This is a genomic window from Flagellimonas pacifica, from assembly GCF_900215465.1.
GTDB lineage: Bacteria > Bacteroidota > Bacteroidia > Flavobacteriales > Flavobacteriaceae > Flagellimonas > Flagellimonas pacifica.
In genome coordinates this window covers 322,087-339,328 of record NZ_OBEH01000001.1, presented here as the reverse complement: position 1 = coordinate 339,328, position 17,242 = coordinate 322,087, and the positions used below count along the sequence as shown (strand labels likewise).

16 protein-coding genes are annotated in these 17,242 nt (G+C 38.7%); 9 read left to right on the top strand and 7 right to left on the bottom strand.

What is annotated here, in order from left to right:
• Positions 1 to 115 precede the first annotated feature (115 nt).
• Positions 116 to 484, bottom strand: a complete 369-nt coding sequence (locus CRO15_RS01490) for a hypothetical protein (RefSeq protein WP_097043956.1) — start codon at positions 482 to 484, stop codon at positions 116 to 118.
• Between the two features lie 135 nt (positions 485 to 619).
• Here CRO15_RS01490 and CRO15_RS01485 point away from each other — a divergent pair, with 135 nt between their 5' ends.
• The 6 genes from CRO15_RS01485 (at position 620) to CRO15_RS01460 (ending at position 7,444) form a co-directional block, all read left to right on the top strand.
• Positions 620 to 1,306 carry a TetR/AcrR family transcriptional regulator gene (locus CRO15_RS01485; protein ID WP_097043955.1) on the top strand — a complete coding sequence of 229 codons (687 nt, stop codon included), beginning with the start codon at positions 620 to 622 and terminating at the stop codon, positions 1,304 to 1,306.
• Positions 1,299 to 2,969, top strand: coding sequence for a peptidase domain-containing ABC transporter (locus tag CRO15_RS01480; protein WP_097043954.1), 1,671 nt, complete (start codon positions 1,299 to 1,301; stop codon positions 2,967 to 2,969). Before CRO15_RS01485 ends, CRO15_RS01480 begins: the two co-directional genes overlap by 8 nt.
• A gap of 5 nt (positions 2,970 to 2,974) precedes the next feature.
• Positions 2,975 to 4,327: an HlyD family secretion protein gene (locus tag CRO15_RS01475; protein WP_097043953.1), complete on the top strand. Its 1,353-nt coding sequence runs from the start codon at positions 2,975 to 2,977 to the stop codon at positions 4,325 to 4,327.
• Entirely contained in the window at positions 4,311 to 5,726 is a 1,416-nt protein-coding gene (locus CRO15_RS01470; protein WP_097043952.1) for a TolC family protein, read from the top strand. The genes CRO15_RS01475 and CRO15_RS01470 overlap by 17 nt, the downstream gene beginning before the upstream one ends.
• Before the next feature lie 46 nt (positions 5,727 to 5,772).
• Positions 5,773 to 6,648 carry a YitT family protein gene (locus tag CRO15_RS01465; protein ID WP_207763823.1) on the top strand — a complete coding sequence of 292 codons (876 nt, stop codon included), beginning with the start codon at positions 5,773 to 5,775 and terminating at the stop codon, positions 6,646 to 6,648.
• Positions 6,649 to 6,811: 163 nt separating this feature from the next.
• Positions 6,812 to 7,444: a thioredoxin family protein gene (locus CRO15_RS01460; protein ID WP_097043950.1), complete on the top strand. Its 633-nt coding sequence runs from the start codon at positions 6,812 to 6,814 to the stop codon at positions 7,442 to 7,444.
• Here the strand turns inward: CRO15_RS01460 and CRO15_RS01455 are convergent.
• From CRO15_RS01455 to CRO15_RS01435, 5 genes are all read right to left on the bottom strand, one after another.
• Complete coding sequence (locus tag CRO15_RS01455) at positions 7,427 to 8,146, bottom strand: hypothetical protein (RefSeq protein WP_097043949.1); 720 nt, start codon at positions 8,144 to 8,146, stop codon at positions 7,427 to 7,429. The genes CRO15_RS01460 and CRO15_RS01455 overlap by 18 nt on opposite strands.
• 87 nt (positions 8,147 to 8,233) lie before the next feature.
• Entirely contained in the window at positions 8,234 to 8,920 is a 687-nt protein-coding gene (truB, locus tag CRO15_RS01450; protein ID WP_097043948.1) for a tRNA pseudouridine(55) synthase TruB, read from the bottom strand.
• A 189-nt stretch (positions 8,921 to 9,109) separates the two neighbouring features.
• The gene (locus CRO15_RS01445) at positions 9,110 to 9,904 is read right to left on the bottom strand and encodes an undecaprenyl-diphosphate phosphatase (protein WP_097043947.1); all 795 of its coding nucleotides are present in this window, start codon (positions 9,902 to 9,904) and stop codon (positions 9,110 to 9,112) included.
• Between the two features lies 1 nt (position 9,905).
• The gene (locus CRO15_RS01440) at positions 9,906 to 10,169 is read right to left on the bottom strand and encodes a DUF3098 domain-containing protein (RefSeq protein WP_097043946.1); all 264 of its coding nucleotides are present in this window, start codon (positions 10,167 to 10,169) and stop codon (positions 9,906 to 9,908) included.
• A gap of 9 nt (positions 10,170 to 10,178) precedes the next feature.
• Positions 10,179 to 11,057 carry a cell division protein FtsX gene (locus CRO15_RS01435; RefSeq protein WP_097043945.1) on the bottom strand — a complete coding sequence of 293 codons (879 nt, stop codon included), beginning with the start codon at positions 11,055 to 11,057 and terminating at the stop codon, positions 10,179 to 10,181.
• A gap of 75 nt (positions 11,058 to 11,132) precedes the next feature.
• On the opposite strand from CRO15_RS01435, the gene CRO15_RS01430 reads away from it, so the two are divergent.
• Complete coding sequence (locus CRO15_RS01430) at positions 11,133 to 11,999, top strand: UbiA family prenyltransferase (RefSeq protein WP_097043944.1); 867 nt, start codon at positions 11,133 to 11,135, stop codon at positions 11,997 to 11,999.
• A 7-nt stretch (positions 12,000 to 12,006) separates the two neighbouring features.
• Here the strand turns inward: CRO15_RS01430 and CRO15_RS01425 are convergent, their stop codons facing one another.
• A complete protein-coding gene (locus CRO15_RS01425) occupies positions 12,007 to 13,836 on the bottom strand; it encodes a T9SS type B sorting domain-containing protein (protein WP_097043943.1) in 1,830 nt (609 codons plus the stop codon).
• A gap of 144 nt (positions 13,837 to 13,980) precedes the next feature.
• On the opposite strand from CRO15_RS01425, the gene leuS reads away from it, so the two are divergent.
• Together leuS and CRO15_RS01415 are read left to right on the top strand one after the other, a co-directional pair.
• Positions 13,981 to 16,857 (top strand): leucine--tRNA ligase, encoded by a 2,877-nt coding sequence (gene leuS / locus CRO15_RS01420; RefSeq protein WP_097043942.1) that lies wholly within the window; start codon positions 13,981 to 13,983, stop codon positions 16,855 to 16,857.
• 87 nt (positions 16,858 to 16,944) lie between these two features.
• Positions 16,945 to 17,196 carry a SemiSWEET family sugar transporter gene (locus tag CRO15_RS01415; protein WP_097043941.1) on the top strand — a complete coding sequence of 84 codons (252 nt, stop codon included), beginning with the start codon at positions 16,945 to 16,947 and terminating at the stop codon, positions 17,194 to 17,196.
• Positions 17,197 to 17,242: the final 46 nt, after the last annotated feature.

The following is a 17,242-nucleotide window of genomic DNA, read 5'->3' as shown; positions in this document are numbered from 1 at the left end:
GTTTTTGCTTAAAGATACTGCAAATTGTATTTTAACAAGCTCCACTTTTTTAACCAACAAGGGCAGCATGTTAGCCTATTTCAAAAAAGATTGAATTTGCTCGAGAAGGATGATGTTAAACCTTGCTTTTATGAAGCATAAGCTCCCCAGTTTCCAGGGCTTTATCAAGGTTGGTCGAAAAGGTTTTGTAGACCTTGAAAAATTTTTTGCCACTGACGTTTTTAAAAGTTACAACGGTACTTTTTCCGTAGGAAATGTCGGTGACCATAACCTGTTGATTTTGTAGGCTACTTATATTAGGAAGGCCTCCCCTTTTTATGACAAAGTTATTTCTTGGGATATCAATATGGATAAATGAATTGCTTGAAGGCTGTCCGATAATTAGCTTATCTCCAATTTTGACAGTGTCAATCTGGATTTCCTGCGCTGATAAAAAAGACAGGGAAGAAAAAAATACGATAGTTAAGAGGTAAATCTTGCTCATTTCAAATACAATTTACAACATAAAAGTAGTAGTAACATAATAAAATGAGTATTGCTATTATAAATATTAGTTAAACTATTAGATATTGATAGTATTACTATTATATTTGCGATATAATATTTCAAAAGAAAAATTATGGAAAGATTAATGCAATCCATTCGTATAGGAATCAATGATAAAATCTATGTCAAAGACCCTGAATCTTCAGATTTGGGGAAACGGATTATTGAACAAAGTATTTTGATGATTGACGAAATGGGTTTTGAAAGCTTTACGTTCAAAAAACTTGGGGTGTGCATCAAATCCAATGAAAGCTCTATTTATCGATATTTTGAAAACAAACACAAACTGCTGCTCTATTTGGCTTCTTGGTATTGGGGCTGGGTGGAGTATAAGATGGTGTTTGCCACAACAGGTATGACGGATAAAAACGAAAAATTGAAAAGGGCCATTGAAATTCTAACACAAACAGTAAAAGAGGATGTGTCTTTTTCCCATATTAATGAGGTGCTACTCAACAAAATAGTAATCAATGAATACTCCAAATCTTACTTGACCAAAGAAGTGGATCAGGAAAATAAGGAAGGTTATTTTGTAATCTATAAGAGGCTGGTTAATCGGTTACATGAAATGATTAAGGCCGTTAATGAAAGCTACCCCTATCCTTCAAGTTTGGCGAGTACCGTTCTTGAAGGATCATTACACCAATATTTTTTGAAAGAGCATTTTCCAATGCTTACAGATTGTAATGATAACATCACTCCAACAGAATATTTTACTGATTTGGTCTTTAGAGCCCTAAACCCAAAAACATATGGCTGAAAAAAACATTCTAACTGCTTGGCAGCGCCTTATAGGGATGTTGACCTTGGACAAGAAGGATGTGTTACAAGTTTTTTATTATGCCGTCTTTGCCGGTGTGGTAAATCTTTCACTTCCATTGGGGATTCAGGTGATAATCAATTTAATACAAGGGGCTCAGGTAAGTACCTCATGGATTGTTTTGGTCGCGTTGGTCACGCTTGGAGTTGCTTTTGTTGGGGCATTGCAGTTGATGCAAATCAGGATCATTGAGAATATCCAGCAAAAAATATTCACTAGGGCCTCATTTGAGTTTGCCTACAGGTTTCCCAAAATTAAGATGAGTCAACTGACCAATTACTATCCTCCAGAATTGGCAAATCGGTTTTTTGATACATTGACCATACAAAAAGGATTATCAAAAATTCTGATAGATTTCCCTGCTGCATTCCTGCAAATAGTATTTGGGCTTTTGCTGCTGTCTTTCTATCATCCCTTTTTTATTATTTATGGCCTACTCCTGCTCTTGCTCATTTATGTTGTTTTCAAGTTTACTGCACAACGAGGATTGGAGACTAGTTTAGACGAGAGCAAAAACAAATACAAAGTGGCTCACTGGATTCAAGAAATTGCCAGATCCTTGGTGAGTTTTAAACTTTCTGGAAAGACGACCCATGCCATTGATAAAAATGACACTTTGGTTGCCAATTACTTAGATGCCCGTGAAAGTCATTTTAAGGTATTGGTGTTGCAATTTGTGCAGATGATCGGGTTTAAGGTTTTGGTAACGGCCGGACTTCTTTTGATAGGGGGACTTTTAGTGTTGAACCAAGAAATGAATATTGGGCAGTTTGTAGCCGCGGAAATCATCATTCTTTTGGTGATAAGCTCCGTGGAAAAGATGATTTTAGGATTGGAAACCTTTTATGATCTATTGACATCCCTTGAAAAACTGGGCCAGGTTGTGGATAAGGAATTGGAACCGCAAAATGGAGAGAATCCTTTTGCCAAGAGAGAAGGATTCACCATTGAACTTCAAGATGTTTCTTATAAAGTTCCAGATAGCGGAAAAAAAATAGTTGATGATATCTCCTTGACAATTATACCATCCAGCACAACCTTGTTGCAAGGCTCAAGTGGTTCCGGGAAATCAACTTTATTGCGGTTAATAGCAGGAATTCTAGAACCTGACCAGGGTAAAATATTTGTTGACGATGTAGCGCTGCAAGGGGTAAATCTTAATGACTACCGTTTCCAAATTGGGCAATCGTTGAGTGAAGAATCACCTTTTGAAGGCACCATTCTCGACAACATCACCTTTGGAAATAAAGATATTCCAAGGGAAAATATATACTGGGCCATGGAAAAAACCGGATTGACCCAATTTGTCAAAGAACAGCCCCAAGGACTGAATACGATTTTATACCCTGAAGGGAGACAAATCCCCTACACCGTTTCCAAAAAGATTGTTTTGGCACGAAGTATAGTTGCAAAACCCAAACTTTTGATCCTAAAGGATCCGTTGGACCAATTTGGCGATGCAGAAGCTACAGAGATCATGGACTTTTTAACGGATAGTGCCAACGGATGGGCCTTGGTAATTGTAAGTGAGAATCCCAAATGGATAGAACGTTGCAAGCGCATAATTACCGTTGAAAATGGAAAATTGATAAATGAAAGATAGAGGATATGCTGAACATTTCACATAATAAATTAAATCAAAAGGTAGACCTAACCGGATATAAGTCGGGGATAAAAGTTTTTCATAAAACGCACTACAAACATTTCAATAGGTTTTTGGCTGCATTTTTTGTTATTGCCATCATTGTGCTGTTTCTACCATGGACCCAGAACATTTCCGGCAAGGGATACTTAACAACATTAAAGCCCGACCAGCGTCCACAGACTATACAATCCCCAATACCCGGTCGTATTGAAAAATGGTATGTTCAAGAAGGGGACTTTGTAAAAAAAGGAGATACTATTTTACATATTTCGGAAATCAAAAGTGAATATTTTGACCCCAACCTGGTAGAAAGAACCGGCCAACAGATTCAGGCAAAGAACATGGCAGTGACCTCATACCAAGAAAAGGTCAAAGCCTTGGATACCCAAATAGGAGCACTTTTCAATGAGCGTAAACTGAAATTAGAGCAGGCCAAAAACAAATTGATGCAATCCAAACTCAAGGTTCAAAGTGATAGTATTGATTTGGCGGCGGCAAAGACCAATATCACCATTGCCCAACGCCAGTATAATCGTACTTCTCAACTAGAGAAAGAAGGATTAAAGGCCATAACGGATGTAGAGGCCAAACGCCTAAAGCTGCAAGAGACCCAAGCAAAGCTTATTTCACAGGAGAACAAATTATTGGCTAGCAAAAACAATGTCATTAATGCCCAAGTTGAAATCAGTAGGGTGCAGGCAGAGTACACCGACAAGATTTCAAAAGCAAAGAGCAATAAGTTCACTGCTCGGTCCAACCAATTTGATTCTGAGGCACAAGTGACCAAATTGGAAAATGAATACACCAATTATGAAATGCGAAATAATTTGTTGTATATCCGCGCACCACAAAACGGATTTATCAACAAGGCTTTGCAATCTGGAATTGGGGAGACTTTTAAGGAAGGAGATCGTTTAGTGGGAATTATGCCTTCAGATTATGATATGGCGGTGGAGACCTATGTTGAACCCATTGATTTACCGTTGTTGCACATTGGTGAAAAGGTGCGTATTCAATTTGATGGCTGGCCTGCTATTGTTTTTAGCGGTTGGCCCAACGTTTCTTTTGGAACATTTGGAGGGAAAGTGGTTGCTATTGAAACCTTTATTAGCGATAACGGAAAATATAGGGTGCTGTTAGCACCAGACCAGGAAGATACACCTTGGCCCAAAGATGTTAGGGTTGGCTCAGGGGCCAACACCATGGCTTTATTGGAAGATGTGCCCATTTGGTTTGAGTTGTGGCGACAATTGAACGGTTTTCCGCCTAACTATTATCAACCCCAAAACAAGGTGGCCGATGTTAAAAAGAAGTAGATTCAACATTCTTTTCTGCATATTTTTTCTTTCTGTTTTCGGAAAGATGTATGGTCAACAAGATACTACTGTGCTCAATTTTAAAGAGTATTTAGGGTATGTGAAAAAATATCACCCTGTGGTAAAACAGGCCCAACTTACTATTGCTATTGGACAGGCCAATTTGATGAAGGCCCGAGGTGGTTTTGACCCCAAGATTGAAGTGGATTATGATCGAAAGGAGTTTAAGGGAACCGAATATTGGAACCGCCTCAACACGACATTCAAAATTCCTACCTGGTTTGGAATAGAACTAAAGGGAAGTTATGAGAGCAGTGAAGGACAATTCATCAATCCAGATGAAACCCTTCCGGCCGATGGCTTGTACAGCGCAGGAATTTCCATGTCGTTGGGCCAAGGTTTTTGGGTGAACAAACGTATGGCCACATTGCACAAGGCAAAATTTTATAGGGAACAATCCAAAGCAGACCAAGATATTTTTGTTAATGAAGTCCTCTACAAGGCATCCTTGGCATATTTTGATTGGTTACAGGCCTATAGAGACCAACAGGTTTTCCAGGATTTTTTAAAGAATGCGGAGGAACGTTTTGAAGGGGTTAAAAAAAGCGCAATGGCTGGTGAAATTGCCATGATCGATACCGTTGAGGCAAAAATTGCAGTGCGGAACAGAGCATTAAGTTTGGAGCAGAGCAATGTAAAACTTATGAAGAAGTCATTGCAACTTTCCAATTTTCTATGGATAAATGATGTGCCCGTAGAGCTTCAAGCGGAGGTTGTTCCTGAAATCAATGTTGAAAGAGATGTAGACCTTACTTTGGAAATAATGGGTAGGTCTTTGGACAGTTTTGTGCTAGAGAGCCATCCCAAGCTAAGATCTTTGGAATATAAGATAGATGGTCTTGTGGTGGAAAAGCGTTTTAAGGCGAATAAGTTATTGCCAAAATTGGATGTGGAGTACAATTTTTTATCGGAAATTCCCAAAAACATAAACTCTTTTGATGCAGAGGCATTTAAGGGAGGAGTCACATTTAAGCTTCCACTGTTTTTAAGAAAGGAACGTGGTGATTTAAAGCTGGCTAAGTTTAAACTTAGGGACGCTGAGTTTGAGAGAGATAATGCATTTGTTGAGGTTCAGAACAAGGTACAGGCCATATATCGCGAACTGGATTCATATGTCGTTCAAAACCAATTGATTGCTAACATTGTAGAAGACTATGGCACATTGCTGGCTGCGGAAGAACGAAAGTTTGGCTTTGGTGAAAGTTCTTTGTTCTTAATCAATTCCCGTGAAAGTAAACTTATTGATGCCTACTTAAAGCGAAACCAAATGCAGAACAAGTTTTTTTACACAAAAGCAATGCTTTTTAAGAGTTTGGCAATTAACCCGTTGAATCTATAATATTAGTGCAATGACTAAAGAAAAACAGAAGAAAGAAATTCCTAAAATGGATGGTTTAAACTTGATGTCCATCAACATATATTTAAAAGATGCATTTTTTATAGCTGCGGGAATTTTTTCGGCAGCCTTTGGGTTGGAGAGTTTTCTATTGCCAAATAGATTTATTGATGGAGGAGTTACTGGTATTTCCCTTTTGATTACAGAAATCACGCAAATACCGCTTTGGCTCTTAATTATTATTGTGAACGTGCCTTTCATTTTTATGGCTTATAAAGCAATTGGGCGTCAATTTGCCATAAAGGCCATTATTGCCATTTTGGGATTGGCCCTCGTGTTGGTTGCGATTGATTTTCCGGAGGTGACACAGGATAAGTTGTTGGTTGCTGTTTTTGGAGGTTTCTTTCTTGGGGCCGGTATAGGATTGTCAATAAGAGGAGGCAGTGTTCTTGATGGCACAGAAGTTTTGGCCATATTTCTTAGCAGAAAATGGGGTGTAAAAATTGGTGATGTCATAATTCTGGTCAATGTTGTCATTTTTATGGCGGCGGCTTATCTATTGTCTATTGAGGCTGCTTTGTATTCTATGCTCACTTATTTGGCGGCTTCAAAAACCTTGGATTTTGTTGTGGAAGGGATTGAGGAATATACGGGAGTCACCATTATATCTGATAAAAGCGAGGAAATTCGGGAAATGATCATTGGGAAAATGGGCAGGGGGCTTACAATTTATCAAGCAAAGGGAGGCTATGGTAAAAATGGGGGGCATAATGAATATGATGTTATTTATACCGTGATCACTCGTCTGGAAATTAGAAAGCTGCATATCGAAATTGAAAAGTTAGATAAAAAGGCATTTGTGGTCATGAACAGTATTAATGACACCAAAGGAGGCATGGTAAAGAAAAGGTTCCTCAATACGTAGTGTCAACAAAAAACATAGCTTTTATCTTTAAGGAAGATACTTCTTCACTATTGTAGATTCCTTATGAATTAATGCTTGTAAGTTTTAAGAAAAGATTGCAACCAATGTGACAAAAGTCACAAAATAAGAGGGTTGATACTTTTAATTTTGGAAAAATTTTAAAATGGAAGTGGTAGAGAAACATACAGGGAAAGAGCAGGTAGAACTCATCCGTAGAAGCATTTCAGAAGGGATGTGTTATAATGAGTATAGAGATTTGGTGCATCAACTTACGGTACATAGACAGACCACTGGAATGGATCAACTGGAATCTCTAATAAATTATACAGAATTGAATGATCGTCGGATGAATAGATGGGACAAGACCTTGAAGGTGCCCAACGAAATCCAAGAAAAGATTTCAAATATAAATTCAAAACTAACATTTTTAGCCCTTAGTGAAAGTTGGTGTGGGGATGCTGCCCCCAGTCTTCCTGTTATTAATAGGATTTCTGAATTAAACCCTAACATTGATTTTAAAGTTCTGCTACGGGATGAGAACCCAGAATTGATGGATGAATTTTTGACCAATGGGGCGCGATCTATTCCAAAATTGATTATTTGGGATAGGGAAGATGAGAAAGTTGTTGCAGAGTGGGGTCCAAGACCTAGCATAGCAACACAGATGGTGGAGGATTTTAAGCAAGAATATGGTAGCTTGACTTCCGAATTTAAACAGGCACTCCAGGTATGGTATAATAAGGATAAAGGACAGAACGCCCTATCAGATATTGTAGCCCTACTTCCTTTGGAATAAATAAGTGATTGTTCCTATTTGTGAGTTTTTGGAATCTGGACTAAAACGTGCTTTTAGAGCGTAGGAAATGGCATTATCTACCAGGCAGCCATTACTGGTTCCGGAGCTTTGGTCATTAAAATCCGCTTCCAGAACATAACCGTTACTATCTACTTTTATATTGATAACTACTTTTCCTCCTTCAATACAAGTATAAATTGGCGGGGGAAGGGAATAGGCATTTCGGTCCACTAAAGAGTAGGAAATAGATGTGCGCTTATCTTTCAGATTATTGGTAAACTCCTCTTTTTGGGCTTCACGTTCACCTAAAAGTTGTTTTTTCTCTTCACGTTTGGCGGCTAACTCCTTAAGTTGCTCGGCAAATTCACCATCGGCATCTGAATATTCACCTTCATCACTATTCAAGGCCCTTTCTTCCATGATTTCCTCAAGAGTTTTTAAGGGTTCTGGATTTCCAACAGAGGGCTTGGCGGTTTCATTGAATGCCATATGACTTTTAATAGGGTCATTGTTGGCCAATTCTTCCAGCCGCTCCTCCTCTTCCTTTAAAAGTTCTTCAATATCCTCATCTGCCAAGCTCATTTCAATAACATACTCTTCCTCCTGCACGCCTCCTAAATGAATATTGTACAACAACAATACAATGAGGGACATGGAGAAAAAAGTTATTAAAAACGATAACTGGTTTCTGTTTAGGTTCATGGTGCTATTATAACCGTGTTTTTCTAAAAATATTTTACTCAAAGGGTTATGGAAGCCTGATTCTTAAAGATATTAAATCTTTAATCTTTACAGATTTTCCTTGAAAACCATTGGAGTAACAGCATTATTTACGTTGAAATCACCAATTTTGGTTCTTCTGAGGGAAGATAAGTGAGCTCCAGATTGCAATGATTTGCCAAAATCATGCGCTAAGGAACGTATGTAGGTTCCTTTACTACAGACTACCCTAAAATGGATTTTTGGCATTTCTATTTGAACAATTTCAAACTCAAGAATTTCAATTTTTCGAGATTTCACCTCTACTTTTTTTCCCTCCCTAGCAAACTCGTAAAGACGTTTACCATCTTTTTTTAAGGCAGAAAATACTGGAGGTACTTGTTCTATTTCCCCAAGAAATTGCTTGGCTACATTTTTTATTTGCTCATTCGTAATATGTTCTGTGGAAAAGGTTTTATCTACACCGGTTTCAAGGTCATAAGAGGGGGTAGTTGCCCCTAATGTAAAGGTGCCGGTATATTCTTTGACCTGCCCCTGTAATTCAGGAATTTTTTTGGTGAACTTACCTGTGCATATTATCAATAGACCAGTTGCTAAAGGATCTAGCGTTCCTGCATGGCCTATTTTGAATTTTTTAAGGTGAAATTTTTTTCGGATGGCCCATTTTAGGGCATTTACTGCCTGAAACGAACTCCATTCCAATGGCTTGTCGATTAAAAGAATCTGTCCGTTTAAAAAATCGTCCTTGGTTTTCAACTTAATTGAATCTATTGATTTTCAGTTTCTTTGATTCTTTTGAGGTAACCTGATTTTTTGCCAATGACATAGCCAATAAAAAAAACGGCACTTAAAAGAACTAAAAGAAAAATAAGAAGTAAAATAATCTGCCAAGGACCAATCATACTAAGAATCATTATATAAAGATTGTGGGTTTGTACGAATGCCTTATCCCCAAATGCTCCACGCAATTGCAATTAGGCCAACTACTAAACAATAAATGGCAAAATAGCTTAACTTACTTTGGCGTACCAATTTAATCATCCATGTGCATGCTGCCAGACCGGCAACAAATGCTGCAATAAACCCAGCGCCCATAGCTATGGCCTGATCGCCTACAAAATTAACATCGCCACTCAAAAGATCTTTGGCCATTTTGCCAACGATCAATGGGACTACCATTAAAAATGAGAAACGTGCAGATTTGCTCTTATCTACCCCTAGTAATACAGCAGCCGAAATAGTGGCGCCACTTCGTGAGATTCCAGGTAATATAGCTACCGCCTGCGCCACTCCTATAACAAATGCCCCTCGGCACGAGACACCTTTATCTGTGGTTTTTGCCAAATCTGCCAAATACAGTAAAATGGCGGTGATTAATAGCATAATCCCAACTATAATGATGGCGCCATCAAAGAAAACCTCCAGAAAATCTTCTAAAAAGAAACCTACTAGAGCCGCAGGAATCATGGAAATGATAATTTTTAAGGAAAATTGGGTTTCCTCGTTCCATTTAAACTGAAAGAGTCCTTTAAAAATTTCCGCTACATCTTTTCTAAATACGATAAGTGTACTTAGGGCTGTAGCAAAATGAAGAACCACAGTGAACAACAAGCTTTCTTCAGGGAGTGAATCTGCACCCAAAATAGCTTTGCCAAGTTCTAAATGTCCACTGGATGATACTGGTAAAAACTCCGTAAGTCCTTGAATAATACCAAGGATGATAGCATCTATAATTTCCAAACTATTTATTCCTTTTGTTAGGGTTCAACAAAATGGCATAGACTTGAATGCCTAGACCTATAAGTACTAAAGTGGGGGCCAAGCGAATTCTTCTGAAATTATAGATGTCAGGATTAAAGACATTGGGGTCGTCACTTCCACCTCCGCTCATTAAAATAAACCCTAAAGCAATAAAACCTAGGCCAATAAAAAGGAAAGTATAATTTCTTTTTTGAAAGATAAATTCTTTGGATGGCTTTTGAATGTTCTTATTTTTCTTACTCATGGCGTAAAGTTAATAATAAAGATCATCTGTCCTTAAATTCAAGAAACGTTGGGTCGCTATATGCGTACTGAACCAAGAAATAAGGACTCCAAGCCCAAAAATTCCGGTAAAGAGAATAATAAGGACAATTACATCATGGAAAATATTCAGTTCTGGAAAGTTGGTGTTCACATAATAAAGAACAACCCCCAAAGCAACAAGTGAGATAGTGGCACCCAACATTCCCAGTTTAACATTTGTCCAAATAAATGGTTTTCGAATAAATTTTTTGGTGGCGCCCACCATTTGCATGGTTTTGATTATAAATCTTTTTGAATAAATAGATAGCCTAATGGAACTATTGATCAATAACACAGCTATAAAAGTAAAAATGCCAGTGGCCACAAGAATCCACAAACTAATTTTGCGTGCATTATTGGTGAGCAAAGAAATCAGAGGTTTGTCATAACTAACTTCATCCACATAAGTTTTTGCTGAAATGCCCTCAGTAATATCGGCAATCTGCTCTGGAGATACAAAATCTGCTTTAAGATTTACATCTAGGGCATTTTTAAGTGGATTGTACCCCAAAAACTCAATAAAATTTTCACCGATGTCTTCACTGTATTGCTCTGCTGCATCTTCTTTGGATACAAAATCTGCCGATTTGGTATACTCTGCCATGGCCAAGCTTTTTTGCAGTTGTTCAATTTCTACAGGTTTGGCATTGTCCTTTAAAAAGACTGAGATGGTAATTTGTTCCTTGAAATGATCTGCTAATTTTTTGGTGTTCAATACCAAAAGCCCCAAGACGCCCAAAAGGAAAAGCACAAGGGCAATACTTAGAACAACTGAAAAATAAGACGAGATCAGCCTTCTTCGTTGATATCGTTCAATATATTGGGCCATATAGAAAAATCAATATGTAAAAATAGAAAAGTAAATCTTAATCTTTGTATAAACTTACTTTTGTGATTTCAACTTATGGATAGATTTTTATTGGACTTAAAAATATCAAGGCCAGGGTTATGGTTTCCCACAATTTGGATTTATCTAGTTCCTTTTGGCAATCAGGAGGATTTTTTGCAATCATTTACCTTTTGGGCAGGCCTGCTCTTTGTTTCATTTCCATTGAACTACCTTGTTTATGGGCTAAACGATTACAAAGATTTTGATGCGGATAAGATCAATCAAAGAAAGGGAAACTATCTTTTCGGGGCAAAAGCAAATAAGGAACAACTGAAATCAATACTTGGAAGGATTAGTTTGGTGATACTTCCTTTTGTTGTTGTTTTCACCATGTTATCTGGTGTAAAAATGTTGATCCTGTTGATTGTAATGGTGTTTGTGAACATCATCTACAATTTTGAACCCTTTAGGTTAAAAGGAAGACCTCCGTTTGAAATCTTGATGCAGTCTGGATATGTGCTCACAGCTTTTTTTTGCATCCTACTCAATGAACTACCAACACTTCCATGGCAAACGGTAATTTATTTGGCACTATTTGCCTTTCAAGCGCATATTGCCGGTGAAATAATGGATATTGAACCAGATAGACAAGCAGGGAAAGCTACCACAGCTGTTGTTTTAGGCCGAAAGAAAACCAAGATATTGATGTTGGTGCTACTGGTGGTTGAATCGTATTTGCTCTTGCATTGGTTTAACGATTTGGTTTTGGCCTCCTTTCTGATGCTTTTTTCCATTTGGTTGATATTGGATGCCTTTTTTATTTTCAAAGACAAACCTTATTCCCAAAAGCAGATGCTTCTCTTTGGGTATGCCATTAATATCTCGGCCATTTTGTCCATGATATGGGTATTGTACAGTGCCAAACTACTGGAAGTACAATAGTTTTGGATTAACGCTTTAAGGCAAAATGCCCTTTGAACAAACTTTCACCAACTTTTAGAACATACCAATAATCCGAAGCTGGTAATGGCCTACCGTTATAGGTTCCATTCCATGAATAATTTTTGTTTTTTGATTGGGCTATGAGTTTTGAAGTACGATCAAAAATGCGAATCTCGAAATTGGCGAAGGTTTCAATGCCCTCTGGTTTAAAATTATCATTGAAGTTATCTCCATTTGGAGTGAAAAACTTTGGAATCACAATATGTGTAAATGGAAACTGGACTATACTGCAATAATCCTTTTCCCGAACATAGGCTGTATACGTTCCCCCTTTAAGATTTTCAAAAAGCGGACTATCTTGATAAATAAAGCCATTGAGGGAATATTCGAAATTACCTGAATTTTTAGTTAGAATAGTTAAATCTCTATGGTTTGAGACTATATCTTGAATAATGGGTTTGTCAATCTGCGTGACCTCAATGGTTTTTGTGGCACTACATGCATTCATATCGGTTACTTTCACCGTGTATGTCCCCGGAGTATCCACAGATATTTGAGGGCTGGTTTCCGCAGTGCTCCAGGAATATGAGGCATTTGGAAAATTTGCGGACAAAACTATAGCTTCCCCTTCACAGAGAATAAGTTTTTCATCTTGCAAAACCGGCAAATCATTGTAAACAATGGAAACAGCGGTTCTTGTATCTGAAAAACACCCCGCAATTTTGGTTACTGCTTCGGCATAGTAGGTGCCATTGGTCTTGGTTTCGTAAAATGAATTACCAGCTAGTAAAAGGTTTCCTCCCGTGGGAGTATCGTACCAATCTATGGTTATCCCGTTAGGTACAGAAGCAGAAACCCCTCCTGTTTCACCAGCACAAAGGGTTACATCACCTTGGTGTACTGGGGCATTTGGCTTTCCTTCAATAATAACCTGAAAAACATCGGACACCGTATTACATTTAGGGTTAGAAAGGTTAATGGCATCTTCAGCAACCTTCGCCCTATAATATGTAGTTCCAAAGATTGGTGGTGAGGTATACTTTTGATTTGTTTCCCCAATAATATTGTTCCAATTTATGCCATCTGTACTTTCCTGCCATTGGTAAGCATGGGTGGAATAGACGGAAAAATCTGGTGTTGCTGTTAATTCAATAGATGTGGGTGTGTTTTCTTTGCACACGCCAAGGATATTGGTGTTATTTGCCGTATCTGTCAAAGTGGTTCGGTCTCCACAAGTTCTAAAAACAATATCATCAATAGCTAGGTCATTGCCACAACCCCCCGCTCCGTTATTGAGCATTTTCAGAATTACAGAAGTTTGCCCAGGTAAAGTCTGGAACACCAATCCATACTGTTCCCAAGTTGGGGAGGTCTTGCCAAAAATACTTCCGGTATCGCCAGATGCCAATAAATTAGTATCCGTATTGTCCCAAATTTGAAATTTCACATTGATAGGAATACCACCATTAGGACAGCCTGATGTTGAAGGCAATAAGTTTATCAACCAAGATGAGAATTCATAAGACGTATTTTCACAAAGATCATCAATGGTACGTCTAAAAAATTCTCCAGCCGTATAGCTGGCATTTACAATAAGAGCTTTTCCATTGGTGTCGCCCGGAGTACGATCGTCAATATTGAACCAATCAAAATATGGTGTTGAACTGGAAATGGTATAACTACCATCAATAGGTTGTCCGCTTGTGTAGCTGTACGAAGTTGTTCCACTGGATAAAGCCGGTCCATTGGTTGTCCCTGACCCAAAATTTTCGGTAAAAATAGGGTCGCCCGAGTTTCCATTACAAAATCCTAATTGCGCATGAATGTCGTTTGCCATAAAGCAAAAAAACAAGATGGAAAGAATGGGGGTGAATTTTTGCAATGGATGGCTTCTTTATGGCTTTACTGGACTGTGTAGATTATCTTTTTCGCTTTGCATGATTAAGCCTATTTTTGCCAAATCAAAGGATTAAGATATAAAATGAATTACAATTTCAGGGAAATAGAGGCCAAATGGCAGAAGTATTGGGCTAAAAACCAAACATTCAAGGCTCATAATGATTCTGACAAGCCAAAATATTATGTATTGGATATGTTTCCATATCCCTCTGGGGCCGGATTGCATGTAGGGCATCCTTTGGGATATATTGCAAGTGACATTTATGCCCGTTACAAAAGGCATAAGGGTTTCAATGTATTGCACCCAATGGGATATGATTCCTTTGGTCTGCCTGCGGAACAATATGCCATTCAAACAGGACAACACCCTGCTATAACCACGGAGACCAATATAAAACGCTATCGTGAGCAGTTGGATGAACTTGGGTTTTCGTTTGATTGGAGCCGTGAAGTACGTACTTCTAACCCACAATATTATAAATGGACACAATGGGTTTTTATCCAATTGTTCGATTCCTGGTACAATAAAAAAACGGATAAGGCTGAGGATATTTCTGAATTGATTTCCATTTTCCAAAAAGAAGGAAACGAAAAAGTCGAAGCCGTTTGTGATGATGATACGTCGATATTTTCGGCAGAAGATTGGGCAAATTTTTCCGATAAGACCAGGCAAGAAATCCTTTTAAAATATAGGCTCACCTATTTAGCAGATGCAGAGGTGAATTGGTGCCCAGCTTTGGGAACTGTTTTGGCCAATGATGAAGTGGTCAACGGAGTTTCGGAACGAGGGGGACATCCTGTGATTCGAAAAAAGATGACCCAATGGATGATGCGTATCACAGCCTATGCCCAACGCTTGTTGGATGGATTGGATACTATTGATTGGCCACAACCTTTAAAAGATTCCCAGACCAACTGGATAGGTCGCTCTGAAGGAGCGTCCGCAACTTTTAATGTTATTGATAATTTGGACACTGAGCGAAGTCGAAGTGACCAAGATGTGATTTCGGCTCCGCTCAATCACCAATTTCAAATAGAAGTTTTCACTACTCGCCCCGACACTATTTTTGGAACAAGCTTTATGACTTTGGCACCAGAACATGAATTGGTGGCAAAAATTACAACTCCTGATCAAAAAGAGGCAGTGGATGCCTATGTTGAGGCTACGGCCAAACGTTCTGAACGTGACCGAATGGCGGATGTGAAGACCATTTCCGGAGTGTTTACCGGAGGTTATGCGGAGCATCCATTTACCAAGGAACCCATTCCAATTTGGATTGGAGATTATGTTTTAGCAAGCTATGGAACTGGGGCCGTTATGGCCGTTCCTTGTGGGGACCAGCGCGATTATGACTTTGCAAAACACTTCAACATTCCAATTCCCAATATTTTTGAAGGAGTGGATATTTCTGAAGAAGCATTTGCGGATAAAGCCAACACTATTATTGCCAATTCTGACTTTTTAGATGGCCTTCCATATAAGGAAGCAACAAAAAAAATCATTGAAGAACTTGAAAAGATAGGACAAGGAGAAGGTAAGATCAATTACCGTCTTCGCGATGCTGTTTTTAGTCGTCAGCGGTATTGGGGAGAACCCTTTCCCGTCTATTATGTGGATGGAATGCCACAGATGATTTCTGATGAGCATTTGCCTTTGGAATTGCCGGAGGTAAAAAAGTACCTTCCTACTGAAACTGGAGAACCGCCGCTGGGAAACGCTACCAAATGGACATGGAATACTGATACCAATTCTGTAGTGGAAAATGAACAAATAGACAACACTACTGTGTTTTCTTTGGAGTTGAATACCATGCCGGGATGGGCAGGAAGTTCCCAGTACTTTAACCGCTACATGGACCCACAGAATAGCAAAGCTATTTATTCCCAAGAAGCGATTGACTATTGGCAGGATGTAGACCTTTATATAGGAGGAAGTGAACATGCTACTGGACATTTGTTGTATTCCCGTTTTTGGCAAAAGTTTTTGTTTGATAAAGGCATTGCACCCAAAGAGGAGTTTGCCAAAAAGCTGATCAACCAAGGGATGATTACAGGGACGAGTGCTATCGTTTATAGAATTTCGGGGACTAATAAATATGTTTCCTGTGGTTTAAAAAAAGATTATGAAGTTGAGGAGTTAAGGGTTGATGTCAATTTAGTGAATACTTCGGATGAGATTAATATAGAAGATTTAAAAAAATGGCAGCCCGATTTTAAAGAAGCAGAATTCATTTTGGAAGATGGCAAATATGTTGTTGGCCGTGAGGTTGAGAAAATGTCCAAAAGATGGTTCAACGTCGTTAACCCGGATGCCATTTGTGAGGAATACGGAGCCGATTCGTTAAGGCTATATGAAATGTTCTTGGGTCCCTTGGAGCAATCTAAACCATGGAACACTGCTGGGATAAGCGGAGTACATTCTTTCCTTAAAAAAATATGGAAGCTCTATTCCCCTTTTGTGGATGGGTCGCTGAGTGGAGTCGAAGCGGAACCCACCGCTGAAAATCTAAAGACATTGCACAAGACCATCAAAAAAGTAGAGGAGGATATTGAAAATTTCTCCTTCAACACCTCTGTATCTACTTTTATGATCTGTGTAAACGAGTTGACCGCCCAAAAATGTACCAGCAAGGCCATTTTAGAGCCATTGGCCATTTTGGTGTCACCTTATGCTCCGCACATAGCAGAGGAGTTATGGGAAAAATTGGGTCATTCTGAATCCATTTCAGAAGCGCCATTTCCAAAATTTGAAGGAAAGTATTTGGTGGAAAGCAGTAAAGAATATCCCATTTCCTTTAATGGTAAAATGCGCTTCACCATGGAACTGCCATTGGATATGGGCAAGGATGATATTGAAGCTGCTGTAATGGCCCATGAAAAAACACAGGCACAGCTGCAAGGACGTACACCAAAAAAAGTAATTGTAGTACCGGGAAGAATTGTGAATATTGTTGGGTAGTTTGATTCTAAATATCGCGCTGAGCCAGTAGGTGCTTTTTTGTAGTGAAGAGATAGATGCTCAATATAACCAGATAAATACATCGCCATGGATACCATTGAGATTGTAGGCCTAATAGCCGCTACATTGACAACTAGTTCGTTTGTGCCTCAGGTCTATAAGACGTGGAGACATAAATCTACCAGGGATATTTCCTTAACCATGTATTTGGCATTTTTGGTCGGAACCATACTTTGGTTATACTATGGCATTGAACATGGAAGTTTGGCCATTATTTTGGCAAATGCCATTACGGGCATTTTAGTCATTTTTGTTATTCTACTCAAACTTAGGTATTGATAGGTTATATATTGACAACTAACAAATTGTCAGTATCTATGCAATG

Excerpts from the sequence above, each read along its gene's own strand:
- leuS (WP_097043942.1), top strand. The coding sequence starts at position 13,981 with ATGAATTACAATTTCAGGGAAATAGAGGCCAAATGGCAGAAGTATTGG.
- CRO15_RS01470 (WP_097043952.1), top strand. The coding sequence starts at position 4,311 with ATGTTAAAAAGAAGTAGATTCAACATTCTTTTCTGCATATTTTTTCTT.
- CRO15_RS01480 (WP_097043954.1), top strand. The coding sequence starts at position 1,299 with ATGGCTGAAAAAAACATTCTAACTGCTTGGCAGCGCCTTATAGGGATG.
- CRO15_RS01440 (WP_097043946.1), bottom strand. The coding sequence starts at position 10,169 with ATGAGTAAGAAAAATAAGAACATTCAAAAGCCATCCAAAGAATTTATC.
- CRO15_RS01425 (WP_097043943.1), bottom strand. The coding sequence starts at position 13,836 with ATGGCAAACGACATTCATGCGCAATTAGGATTTTGTAATGGAAACTCG.
- CRO15_RS01455 (WP_097043949.1), bottom strand. The coding sequence starts at position 8,146 with ATGAACCTAAACAGAAACCAGTTATCGTTTTTAATAACTTTTTTCTCC.
- CRO15_RS01485 (WP_097043955.1), top strand. The coding sequence starts at position 620 with ATGGAAAGATTAATGCAATCCATTCGTATAGGAATCAATGATAAAATC.
- CRO15_RS01465 (WP_207763823.1), top strand. The coding sequence starts at position 5,773 with ATGGATGGTTTAAACTTGATGTCCATCAACATATATTTAAAAGATGCA.
- CRO15_RS01415 (WP_097043941.1), top strand. The coding sequence starts at position 16,945 with ATGGATACCATTGAGATTGTAGGCCTAATAGCCGCTACATTGACAACT.
- CRO15_RS01460 (WP_097043950.1), top strand. The coding sequence starts at position 6,812 with ATGGAAGTGGTAGAGAAACATACAGGGAAAGAGCAGGTAGAACTCATC.
- CRO15_RS01435 (WP_097043945.1), bottom strand. The coding sequence starts at position 11,057 with ATGGCCCAATATATTGAACGATATCAACGAAGAAGGCTGATCTCGTCT.
- CRO15_RS01475 (WP_097043953.1), top strand. The coding sequence starts at position 2,975 with ATGCTGAACATTTCACATAATAAATTAAATCAAAAGGTAGACCTAACC.
- CRO15_RS01490 (WP_097043956.1), bottom strand. The coding sequence starts at position 484 with ATGAGCAAGATTTACCTCTTAACTATCGTATTTTTTTCTTCCCTGTCT.
- CRO15_RS01430 (WP_097043944.1), top strand. The coding sequence starts at position 11,133 with ATGGATAGATTTTTATTGGACTTAAAAATATCAAGGCCAGGGTTATGG.